We start from the raw sequence: 10,599 nt of genomic DNA, 5'->3' as shown, positions 1-10,599 counted from the left end.
ATATACATAGTTGATAAAAATATAGATGGTGTCTACTTTTGAAAATTAAATTTTAAAAATAATATTTTTCGTGTCCACTTTTGTTGACTGGTACATACTGTGGGGCGGTGCCCCCTGTGAGTTACTTCCATTATACGCTATAAGTTTATATATTTCCACCCTAAAAGTTCATTTTTCATTACAACTGTACGGGGTACACTAAATAGAAAGAATGAACGGAGGAACAGCATGGACTGGGTGGCTATCGGAGGACGTATCCGCAAGCAACGCGAATATTTAGGACTGACACGCGAGCAATTTGCTGAAAAACTGGATATTACCCCCAAGTTTTGTGCAGATATTGAACTGGGAACCAAGGGTATGTCCGTGCCGACACTATGCCGTATTGCAACTACGCTCAGTCTATCCACTGACTATATTCTGTTCGGAAAACAGGAGAAAAACGATAAGCTAGGGATGCTCAAAGCACTTTCTCCGATGGTGGAGAGTGTAACACCCGGGCAGCTTCCGTATCTGGAATCCATACTGAAAACGGTTATCAGTGCCATGAATCATAAAGATACAAAGTGAAAGAAAAGCCGTATGCTGAAAGCATACGGCTTTCAATTACTTGTTCAATAGCTTTGCTCTTTCATAAAATCGCGTTTTGCTTATACCGAGCTGCTTCATCGCTTGCACCGCAGTGATTTCTCCATTACGCCAGCGAGCAACTACGCACTCAAAATTGGGATAATCCTTTGCCGGTCTGCCTCGATATTTCCCTTGAGCCCTAGCGATGGCGATACCTTCTCGCTGGCGCTGTAAGATATACTCACGTTCCAGCTCTGCGACTGCTGCAAATACGGTCAGCATAAATTTGCCGGTCGGCGTAGTGGTGTCGATCGCTTCTTTGCGGCTGACAAACTCTACCTGCTTTTCGGTCAGACGCTCTACCAGATCGAGCAGATCACGAGTGTTGCGGGCAAAGCGGCTGATGGACTCGACGATAACAGTATCACCGCGCCTCACATATTCCATCATACGACACAGTTCGGGACGGTCAGCGTTCTTGCCGCTGGCCTTTTCGATGAACAGTTCATCGACACCGAGTTCGCGGAGCATAATTTCCTGTCTTGCGGTATTTTGTTCTTCTGTGCTGACACGCACATAACCAATTTTCATAGTATGTTCTCCTGTCAAAAAAGAATTTCCCGTTTAAGTCGGTTGAAATTTCGGGACGTTCCAAAACTCCAAAACCGACTTAAACGGGACGATTTCCAAGCGTTCCGTATAGGTATACCCAAACGGAACTGTTCGTTACGGTTGTTTTCAGTATTCGTCACGCTCGATGAATTCGAGCATTGCCTTGCGCTGAATACGCCAGCGATTCCCGACACGGAACGCCGGAATTTCGTTTTCGTGCAGAAGCCGCAGCATGGTGCCGCGGCTGACCTGCAAAATCTGCTGACACTCATGCAGTGTCAAAACATCGGGATATTGGTCCAGATTCATGTCTATCAGCCTTTCTGTGCAGTTTATTGTACTGTTTTGCACAGAAAAGGCTGATTTGTTATTTAGATACATCTTTATCGCGCAGCACATGGATTGCTGCCGCCACCGCCGCGACAACCTTAATGCCGAACAGCAATGTGTTCTTGATTACCTTCATTGGGTCACCACCTTTCTTAATATGCGTAGAGCAGCTCGCCGGTCATTTCGTGGAGCAGGGTCGGATCGTAGAGCATTTCCTCAATCTCCTCCTCCGAGCAGCCGTAGTCGAGTAAAGCCTGTATCTCATCAGCCGAAACGCCAAATGCCTTGGCAACGCTGAAAAGATCGTCATAATTTATGGGCGTATCCTCGTAGTAGCTGCGATAGTACGGATACTTACGCCACCAACGCTCGAAAGTCGTGTGCGGTGTGAAACTTCCGGTCGTGAGTTGTCCCGCTCGGTCGATTTTCAAAATCTCGCCCTCCTTCGGTTCGAGAATATCGGTGGGCGCTTTTAATTTCAGCTTTTTGATTGCCTTGCACAGGATTTTCTGCGTGGAGGCATAGATAAGATAGCCATCGTAGAACATCACGCATAGCGGGTTATCACCGACAACAAACCAGATAGAGTTATCTTTGTCCAGAACGGTAAAGACGAAAGAACCCTCGACTTTTTCAGCCATATGCTGCAGGCTGTCAAAGTCGAGGGCCTTGTTTTTCTCTAAAAGCTGCACCGCAACGTAGCTGTCCGTTTCAACGCTCGTCAGCGGCAGGTTTTCCGCTATACGAAGTTCTTTGTCGTTCCAGAGTACACCGTTATGTGCAAGAGCAAATGAATTGCCGTCAACTTTACCGAGAAACGGATGATTGTTCTGGTTAAACTGCGCGTTGCCCTGTGTCGTCATACGGGTATGTCCCATCACGACATTTATACCGTGCGGAATATGAATCTTCATCTTCCGAGCGGGAATCGGACGCTTGTAAATCCGCAGACGGTCGTTGAAATTGTAGGCGATGCCCGTCGCGTCCGTGCCGCGCACTTGACACTCTCTGGCGAGCGTGTTCAAGATTTTGTTCTTCGTGTGGGTGCTCAGGCACTCCTTAAAATCGATTAAACCGAATAAACTGCACATATTATTCCTCCTCTGCGCCAGCAGTAACGGGTTCATTGACATATAAACGGCGTTCCTTGAGATACTGGATAAGTTCCGGCTCGGTGATTTCGTCAAGGAAATCAAACCAACTCATGTCCTGAACCTGACAGTCGGACATAGAAACAGCCACCTCGACGAGATGATTGACCATCTGCAGGGTGGCTTTGAGAGTGTTCAGCTTGAGCGTACCGCGGAACATGCGAATTTCCACAGTATCCGAGTTGGTAAGGTTGACCGCTGTGTAACGTCCGGCGCAGGAATTCTTTGCGTGGCTCATTTGCTCGGATGGCGTAAGGCGGATTCCATACCGTGCCGCCCAGCGATTCATCTGGGACTGGGTGCGGCGGCTGAAGCGAAGCAGTTCCGCCCAGAACTTTTCGACGAAGTAAAGCAGGCGTGCAATCGCAGCCTCCTGCTGCTCATAGGTACAGCCGAACGCCAGACGGGAGATATGAACATGCAGGCCGCAGGTGCCGGCGGCATGGCTCAAATAGCCCATGCTCTGCGCTTTGCGAAGCACCTCTTCCCAAGGCATTTCGCTCAAATGGTATTCCAGCGTCATAGGGTGTGTGACAAGTTCCATACCATCATCAAGACTGCCGTCAGTCTTGATGTACAGATTTTCGGCGCTAGCGTTAGCGATGTCGAGCAACTTTTGAGCGTTATTGTTTACCGTGCCGCCGTTATCAATCTCCAGCTCAACGCCGAAGTGCCGCAGGCCCTTGCCGTGAAACACGAGATCGGGGGTGTAGTTGTATTCATGGATAATGTCGTTATGCTCGTCCCAGCAGGAGGAGCAGTAGACGTTGTCATCGTTATCCCAATAGGCACGGTCGCGGCTGATAATGCGGCCGCAGTCCTCACAGCGGATGTAATACTCATCAAAACAGTGATCGCAGAGCGTATGGTTATCGTCCTCAATGGCATTTTCCTCATAGATTCGATCGTTACAGTGGTCGCAGACTACGGTCAGACGGTCAGCACAGCTTTCACAAAGCCAGTCACCTTCTACTTGGTACATGGTATCGAGCGGGTGCTCGATACCACAATTAGAACAAATTCGAGTTTCTTTCATTGGTAATTCCTCCATTTCAGTTGGTTAATACTCCGAAGCTAACAGCATGGTGCTGTGCGTTTTGTCATCAATGACATACACTTTAGCATCTATCGCGCACTTACAATGCACATCAAGTTCATACCGATACGGCGGCTGTTCCTGTGTATGGACGATGTGCTGTCCCGTCGGCGTTTTCGTCAATATGAACACTTGCAGATAATCTTTTTGTGAAGACTGCATAGCAGCAATCATTTGCCACATGAGAAGCATCAAAGCGTCTGGTATTTCGCTCTGCACGCCGCGTGTGATATACTTGGGATTTTCAAACATAATTTCCTCCTCAAAACGCGAAAATCCCACTGAAAGCATTTGCTCTCAATGGGATTAGTGATGGATTTGTCCATAGCATTGTGGACAAACTGTGCGGTTATCGACTTGTCGTACGTCTTTGCGGTATACCCGCTCGCCGCAGCGATCACAGAGCGTGGTATACTCCTCGGCGCAGGCGTAGCACAACGCATCTTTGCCGAGAAGGATGCGTTGCGTGCTCGGTTTGCTTTTTCCACAGCAGGGGCAAATAAAGCACTTTCCCGCCACGATTCTCCCTCCTTTCCGTTATATATAGATAATATATCAACGAAAAGTCGGTTGTTGCGGTACTGCGCTACTGCAGTCTGCTGCCCTGCATATTCTCCAGATACTTCCTGCGATACCGAATCGGCGGCAGACCGACCAGCTTCGCAAAAATGGCGTTGAAGTGATTGACATTGGTATATCCGACAATAGCGGCAATCTGCGTTGCGCTGTAATCGGTCGAAATGAGCAGGTTCTGCGCCTCACCGACACGGCAGCGTATCATATAATGGATGGGCGACATACCCGTGATCTCCTTGAAAATATGCGCCAGATGATACGGCGACATGGACATCGCCTCTCCAATATCCTCGAGCGTCAGCTGCTCGGTGAAATGCGTGCCGATGTACTGCCGAATGCGGTTCGCCAGCACCAGATTATGCGGCTGATCGGCGGCGCGCGCATCCGGCGGCAGATTGGCCGACAGCAGCACCAGCGCCGGCAGCAGCTGTGCGACGATTTCATCCGAGTAAGACGTTCTCCGTTCCGCATGCTCGTAAATCAATTCGCTGAGTGCTTGCATGTGGTCGATCTCGTCCATCGCCGGACGCACAAACCCGTTTTCCGCCTTGGTGAAATGCCCTTCCGGCAGTCCGCGCAGCTGCAGACCGGAAATGCCAAAGCAGAATGTGCCGATCTCGTGCTGCAGGGACGAGGTGACCTCATGCAGATCACCTTGATTATATAGTAAGATATCACCCGTGCGGATCGGATAGCTGTAGCCGCCTGCGATGTACTGTCCGGCCCCCTGATAAACATACAGCATTTCCGTAAAGCGCTCGTGCCGATGAATGGCGCGCGTGATAGCCGATGCCGCTACGATCTGCTTGGTGGCGTACAGCAGACTCGGCATCTGACCGGATACAAAACGTATTTCTTCCGCCATGCTCTTTCCCCCTGTGTAAATATGAGTATAGTATAGCGTATTTTTGCACAGACCGCAAGAATCCGTATAAACCAAATTGCTCCCCCTGCTTTTTGTGCAATATTTCAATATTTTCCGCAAAACAAAACGCAAGAAGAAAGAAACATATTATCGTCCGAAATAGTATAATGAAATCATCAAAAAGAACAAAAACTTCGATTAAACCTCGAAAGGAGTTTTCAATTATGAGCATTCAAATCTGTGGTGCACCCTGCTGCTGGGGTGTAGACGACCCCAAGAATCCGTATTTACCTCCCTGGACGCGCGTACTGGAGGAAGCCGGCAAAGCCGGTTACAGCGCCATCGAGCTTGGCCCCTACGGCTACCTGCCCATCGATGCCGAGCTGGTCGCAAATGAGCTGAAAAAGAACGGTCTCGCCATCGTAGCAGGCACCATTTTCCACGATCTGCTCGATGCGGACAATCAGGAGAGCGTGCTGCACGCGGTTGACGACATCTGCCGCCTGATCACCGACCCCAAGCTGCCGGTACTCAAGACCCACGACGGCCAGAAGTTCCCCACGCCGTACATGACCGTTATGGACTGGGGACACGACGAGCGCGACTACGCCGCAGGCCATCCGGACACGGCACCGCGTCTGTCGGACGAGGAATGGGCGCGCTTCATGGGCAACGTCCGCGCTGTATGTGAACGCGCGAACAAATGGGGTGTGCGCCCGGTCATCCATCCGCACGCGGGCGGCTACATTGAATTTTCCGACGAGATTGCAAAGGTCGTGCGCGATATTCCGTATGAGGTCGCCGGTCTGTGTCTGGATACCGGCCATCTGTATTACTCGCACATGGACCCGGTGGAGTACCTCAAAAAATATGCTGACAAGCTGGATTACGTCCACTTCAAGGACGTAAACGAAACCGTTTACCGTCAAGTACTCGGCGAGCGCATCCGCTTCTTCGACGGCTGCGGCAAGGGCGCGATGTGCCCCATCGGCACGGGTTCGCTCGACTATCCGGCCATCAAGCAGGCGCTTGCAGATATCGGTTATTCCGGTTACATCACCATTGAGCAGGAGCGCGATCCGCGCAACTCGGACACCAGCCTGCGTGATGTCAAGGCCAGCGTGGACTACCTGAAATCGGTCGGCTACGAAATCTGATCACACCCGAGCGAGGAGCACGGCCCTTCTCTCCCGTGCTCCCGCTCCACTCTCTCAATAGTTCAAACACAATAATTTAATATTCATGTAGTTTTTAAGGAGGATTCTTTATGTATTACGGTGAAAAACGAGTAGAAAATCCCATTCGCTGGGGCATGGTCGGCGGCGGCCGCGGCAGCCAGATTGGCTACATCCATCGCTCGGCGGCACTGCGCGACTTCAACTTCGAACTGGTTGCCGGTGCGTTCGACATCGATCCCGAGCGCGGCAAGGACTTCGGCAAGCAGCTGCATGTTGATCCGGACCGCTGCTATCCGGATTACAAGACCATGTTCGCTGAGGAGGCCAAGCGTCCGGACGGCGTGCAGGCGGTTTCCATCGCAACGCCGAACGGCATGCACTACGAGGTTTGCAAGGCTGCTCTCGAAGCCGGTCTGCACGTTGTCTGCGAGAAGCCGCTGTGCTTCACTTCCGAGCAGGCGGACGAGCTGGTCAAGCTGGCCGAGGAGAAACACCGCGTTGTCGGCGTGACCTACGGCTACTCCGGTCATCAGCTCATCCAGCAGGCACGCCAGATGATCAAAAACGGCGATCTCGGTGAGATCCGCGTTATCAACATGAGTTTCGCGTTTGGCGGCTACAACTTCAAGATTGAGGACAAGGTTCCGTCCGCAAAGTGGCGCTTTGACCCGTCCAAGGCAGGCCCGTCCTTCGCACTCGGTGATGTCGGCACGCATCCGCTGTTCATCATCGAGGCGATGATCCCGGACATGAAGATCGACAACCTGATGTGCACCAAGCGTTCCTTCGTTGAGGGCCGCGAGCTGGAGGACAACGCCTTCGTTATCATGAACCTCAAGGGCAGCGAAAACGTACAGGCAGGCGCTCAGGTATACTGCTGGGCAAGCTCGATCAACAGCGGCGCACGCCACTACCACAAGATCCGCGTGGTCGGCTCCAAGGCATCCCTCGAGTGGGATGATGAGCGTCCGAACCAGATGCTGTACGAGATCGAGGGTGAGCCGTCCCGCGTGCTCGAGCGCGGCGCGGGCTACCTGACCGACGAGGCGCGTGTCGAGGATCGCATCGGCGGCGGCCATGCCGAGGGTCTGTTCGAGGCGTGGAGCAACCTGTATGCCCGCTTCGCAGTTGCTATGGCTGACGCGGACAAGGGCGCTTACGGCGACTTCTGGTATCCGGATGTCAAGGCCGGCGCACAGGGCATCAAGTGGATCGAAAAGTGCGTGGAATCCGCAGACAAGGGTTCCGCGTGGGTGGATTACGAATAATTCCATCAACAGCATATCCCCAAGAATCTTCTGATAGCATTTCTTTTCTATTTTAATATCTGTTATTACCTGATTTCGGAGGAACGATTATGAAAAAGAGATTACTCGCTGCATTGGTATCCGGCGCGTTGATGATGAGCGCTCTCGCAGGCTGCGGCGGCAGCACCGCACAGACAAATAACGGCGGTGACACTGCCGACCAGACCACACAGCAGGATTACCATATCAAGGTCATTCTGAAAACGCTCGCATCCGAATACTGGCAGTATGTCGGCAACGGCTGCAAGCAGGCCGGTGAAGATCTGGGCGTTACGGTCGATGTTCTGGGCGCGAGCTCGGAGACCGCATATGACGAGCAGCTTTCCATGATCGAAACCACGCTCAGCGCGAACGACTGCGACGCCATGGTCGTTTCTCCGCTGCAGGCCGAAACCGTAGCGACCCAGATTGCAAATACCGACCTGCCAATCGTGGCGATCGACACTGCGATTCCGTCGGACAAGGTGCTCAGCTTTGTCGGCTTCAACAACGAGGAGCTGGCCGCAATGGGCGGCAAGGCTGCTGTTGAGGCGGCAAAGGATAAGGGCTGGGATAAGATTACCGCCATCGGCATCATGGGTGTGCAAGGCGACTCCACCTCGGAGGCACGCATTGCAGGCTTTAAGCAGGGCATTGCAGAAGCTGGCGGCGAATATCTCTCTGCGGAAACCCAGTACGCAGACGGCGTAGCCGACAAGGCTGTTACCAGCATGGAGGCCATCATTCAGGCACATCCGGAAGGCGTTGCTATCATCGTAGCTAATAACGATGATATGGCAGCCGGTGCCGCCCGTGCCGCAGCCGCATTTCCGGCATACAAGGACACCATCTTTGTCGGCGTCGGCGGCAATCTGGCGGGCATTGATGCTATTCTTGCCGGACAGGAGACCATGACCGTCGCCGTTGACGGCTACGATGTTGGTTATCTCGGCGTGCAGGCCGCAGTCGATGCGCTCAACGGCAAAAAGCTGGACGAGTTCATTGCAACTGATGCTACCGTTGTAACGGCTGACAACGCCGCAGAACGCCGCGCTGAGGTAGAAAAGCGCCTGGGCCAGTGACCGAATCTCTGTATTCCAACGAAATAAAAATGCGGAAAACCGCCTCTTCAAAGGGGGAGGCGGTTTTCTGCGCCCAAAAATCAGCCCACACAGTTAAAAAACAAGGGGGAAACAACAAAATGGCATTTACTGTCGCAACCTTTATCGCGTTCACCGTGCTTGTCGCGGTGCTCTCGTGGTGGAAAACACGCGATGACGACCTGTCCACCAAGGAAGGCTACTTTCTCGCAGGCCGCGGACTGCCCGGCATCGTTATCGCCGGTTCTCTGATGATGACCAACCTTTCCGCAGAACAGCTTGTCGGCACGAACGGACAGGCATTTGCGGGCAACATGAGTACGATGGCCTGGGAGGCCACCTCGGCGTTCGCGCTGATCGTGCTGGCGTTCGTGTTCCTGCCCAAGCTGCTGCGCGGCGGCATCGCAACCATCCCGGAATTCTTCGAGATGCGCTACGATACCTTCACCATGCGCCTGTTCTCGCTTCTGTTCCTGATCGCATATGTCGTTACCATGCTGCCGACCATTCTGTACTCCGGTGCGGTCGCACTGGTTAAGATTTTCGACCTCGAGAGTATGTTCGGCATCAGCTATTTCAGCGCCATCACCATTATCTGTATCGGCACCGGCATTATCGGCATGTGCTATGCCGTATTCGGCGGCCTGAAAGCTGTTGCCTACTCGGATACCATCAATGGCGTCGGTCTGATCATCGGCGGCTTCGCTATCCCGATCCTCGGCATTCTTGCCCTCGGCAAGCTGGACGGCGGCGGCTTCATGGCCGGTCTGGATCACCTCATCTCCGCAACGCCGGAAAAGATGAACGCATGGTCCGCGCCGAACGCACTTCCGCCGGAAGTACCGTGGCCGCTGCTGCTGACCGGTATGTTCGTCAACAACCTGTTCTACTGGGCGACCAACCAGTCCATCATCCAGCGTTCGCTCGGCGGCAAAAACCTCGCTGAGAGCCAGAAGGGCGCGATCTGGGCCGGCTTCTTCAAGTGCCTTGACGTATTTGTCATCGTTCTGCCGGGCATCATCGCGTTCCAGCTGCTGGCTGCAAACGGCCAGATGGACACCTCGGTCGGCATGGCGGCTGACCAGGCCTACCCGCTTCTCGTTATGGAAGTGCTGCCCAAGCCGCTGATGGGCTTCTTCGCAGCCGTTATGTTCGGCGCGATCCTGTCCTCGTTCAACTCGGTGCTGAATTCCGCATCCACCATCTTCACGCTGAACGTTTGGCAGCCCATCTGGGGCAAGCAGGCCTCCAACAACAAGGTTGTTAAGGTCGGCCAGATCTTCGGTACGATTGTCGGCGTGGTTTCCATCGCCATTGCACCGTTCGTTATGTTCTTCGGCACCGGCATTATGAACTTCATCAATGAGTGCTGGGGCTTCTTCTCCATGCCGCTGCTGACCGCTGTCCTGTTCGGTCTGCTGAGCAAAAAAGCGCCTGCTATCGCCCCGAAGATCGTTATTCCGGTCCACATCGTGCTGTACGGTCTGACCAAGGTCATCCCGTTCTTCAGCCGGTTCCACTATCTGTATGTTGTATTCGCACTGTTCGTTCTCGAGTGTATCATCTATGCAATCTGCATCAAGGTAAGTCCGCGTCAGCTGGCGTGGGAGATGCCGGATGCCAAGGTCATGGATATGACCCCCTGGAAGAGCGGCAAGGTCTGGGCGATTGCCGGTGCGGCAGTTGTTGCGATCATGTACCTTATCTTTTCGCCTCTCGGCATCGGCGCATAACGTCCGACTCCCCGTGCGCTGCTGCCGTTAGACAGCGCCGCTGTGTCCCTCCGCAGTGGTGCAAAAGGCTCCTGTGTCTTGTGACACAGGAGCCTTTTGTTA

Annotated in this window: 11 protein-coding genes; 5 read left to right on the top strand and 6 right to left on the bottom strand. The window is 53.1% G+C overall.

Annotated elements, in window-relative coordinates; translation table 11 throughout:
- Positions 1–228: 228 nt before the first annotated feature.
- Positions 229–570: a helix-turn-helix domain-containing protein gene (locus C7386_RS10665; RefSeq protein WP_110436224.1), complete on the top strand. Its 342-nt coding sequence runs from the start codon at positions 229–231 to the stop codon at positions 568–570.
- A gap of 36 nt (positions 571–606) precedes the next feature.
- Here the strand turns inward: C7386_RS10665 and C7386_RS10660 are convergent, their stop codons facing one another.
- The 6 genes from C7386_RS10660 to C7386_RS10635 all read right to left on the bottom strand — a co-directional run bounded on the left by C7386_RS10660 (position 607) and on the right by C7386_RS10635 (position 5,200).
- The gene (locus C7386_RS10660; protein ID WP_110436223.1) at positions 607–1,161 is read right to left on the bottom strand and encodes a recombinase family protein; all 555 of its coding nucleotides are present in this window, start codon (positions 1,159–1,161) and stop codon (positions 607–609) included.
- Between the two features lie 147 nt (positions 1,162–1,308).
- Positions 1,309–1,491, bottom strand: coding sequence for a helix-turn-helix domain-containing protein (locus C7386_RS10655; RefSeq protein WP_158557267.1), 183 nt, complete (start codon positions 1,489–1,491; stop codon positions 1,309–1,311).
- A 173-nt stretch (positions 1,492–1,664) separates the two neighbouring features.
- Positions 1,665–2,603, bottom strand: coding sequence for a class II glutamine amidotransferase (locus C7386_RS10650; RefSeq protein WP_110436221.1), 939 nt, complete (start codon positions 2,601–2,603; stop codon positions 1,665–1,667).
- A gap of 1 nt (position 2,604) precedes the next feature.
- On the bottom strand, positions 2,605–3,699 hold the full coding sequence (locus C7386_RS10645) for an amidoligase family protein (RefSeq protein WP_110436220.1): 1,095 nt from the start codon (positions 3,697–3,699) through the stop codon (positions 2,605–2,607).
- Positions 3,700–3,723: 24 nt separating this feature from the next.
- Positions 3,724–4,011, bottom strand: a complete 288-nt coding sequence (locus C7386_RS10640; protein WP_110436219.1) for a DUF960 family protein — start codon at positions 4,009–4,011, stop codon at positions 3,724–3,726.
- 334 nt (positions 4,012–4,345) lie between these two features.
- Positions 4,346–5,200 (bottom strand): helix-turn-helix domain-containing protein, encoded by an 855-nt coding sequence (locus C7386_RS10635; protein ID WP_116705511.1) that lies wholly within the window; start codon positions 5,198–5,200, stop codon positions 4,346–4,348.
- Between the two features lie 224 nt (positions 5,201–5,424).
- Here C7386_RS10635 and C7386_RS10630 point away from each other — a divergent pair, with 224 nt between their 5' ends.
- The 4 genes from C7386_RS10630 (at position 5,425) to C7386_RS10615 (ending at position 10,497) form a co-directional block, all read left to right on the top strand.
- Entirely contained in the window at positions 5,425–6,357 is a 933-nt protein-coding gene (locus C7386_RS10630) for a sugar phosphate isomerase/epimerase family protein (RefSeq protein ID WP_116705510.1), read from the top strand.
- A 110-nt stretch (positions 6,358–6,467) separates the two neighbouring features.
- Positions 6,468–7,646 carry a Gfo/Idh/MocA family protein gene (locus C7386_RS10625; protein ID WP_110436216.1) on the top strand — a complete coding sequence of 393 codons (1,179 nt, stop codon included), beginning with the start codon at positions 6,468–6,470 and terminating at the stop codon, positions 7,644–7,646.
- An 89-nt stretch (positions 7,647–7,735) separates the two neighbouring features.
- Positions 7,736–8,746 (top strand): sugar ABC transporter substrate-binding protein, encoded by a 1,011-nt coding sequence (locus tag C7386_RS10620; RefSeq protein WP_110436215.1) that lies wholly within the window; start codon positions 7,736–7,738, stop codon positions 8,744–8,746.
- A 119-nt stretch (positions 8,747–8,865) separates the two neighbouring features.
- The gene (locus C7386_RS10615; protein ID WP_110436214.1) at positions 8,866–10,497 is read left to right on the top strand and encodes a solute:sodium symporter family transporter; all 1,632 of its coding nucleotides are present in this window, start codon (positions 8,866–8,868) and stop codon (positions 10,495–10,497) included.
- Positions 10,498–10,599 lie beyond the last annotated feature (102 nt).

Source organism: Agathobaculum butyriciproducens (assembly GCA_003096535.1).
Classification (GTDB): Bacteria; Bacillota; Clostridia; order Oscillospirales; family Butyricicoccaceae; genus Agathobaculum; species Agathobaculum butyriciproducens.
Note: the sequence above shows the minus strand (reverse complement) of the source record. Positions and strands in the feature narration are given on the sequence as shown.